The sequence below is a fragment of the Corynebacterium sp. HMSC068H04 genome (genome assembly GCF_001811255.1).
GTDB lineage: Bacteria > Actinomycetota > Actinomycetes > Mycobacteriales > Mycobacteriaceae > Corynebacterium > Corynebacterium hesseae.
On record NZ_KV804019.1, the window covers coordinates 1 to 623 of the forward strand.

Here is a 623-nt window from a genome sequence, read left to right on the forward strand (position 1 = left end):
ACCCGCAGCCAAATCAGACGCAAAGTCCGCGATATATGTAAAACCCTGGATGATTCCATCGCATATCGCGATACCCGCCCCAAGGATGCCTACCGGTTTTCTTCTAATGGCACCTCCGCCTGGCTAGAACTCCAAGTTACTGAAGATACCGGCATTAAACTCGATGCCTTCATCCACCACACCGCTGCCAAGCATGATCTGACGATTCCGGATGCTGTCAAAAAGCTGCTGTCCGGTGAGATTGAGCCACCAGCCACCGTAGTCTTACACACCTACCAAGCCTGCGATATAGATGATGCCCCGACCTTTATTGAAGGCTTCGGCTGGCGGCAAGAGGCTATGCCGCATGATAAAACCCGGGATTTAACCGGCGAGGTAGCCGAAGCAGACGGCTACCAGCCAGGTATTGTCATGCGCAAGCATGTCGAAGGCCGTGACGGGACCTGCCGGGTCGGCGGGTGTGAGAAACCTGCCTTTCTTACCCAGCTTGATCACCGGCATAACTGGGCTGAAGGCGGGCCAACCCATCCGAAGAACCTGGCATGTTTATGCCAAGGACATCACAACATGAAAACCGATGGCACCTTAAAGTACCTGCTGGACCCCTACAGTGGGGATGTTAT

General features: G+C 54.1%; 1 protein-coding gene. It reads left to right on the plus strand.

The window, feature by feature from the left end; genetic code table 11:
- Positions 1 to 623 (plus strand): HNH endonuclease signature motif containing protein (locus HMPREF2792_RS09295; RefSeq protein WP_198530319.1); only part of this gene is annotated, 623 nt, incomplete at both ends.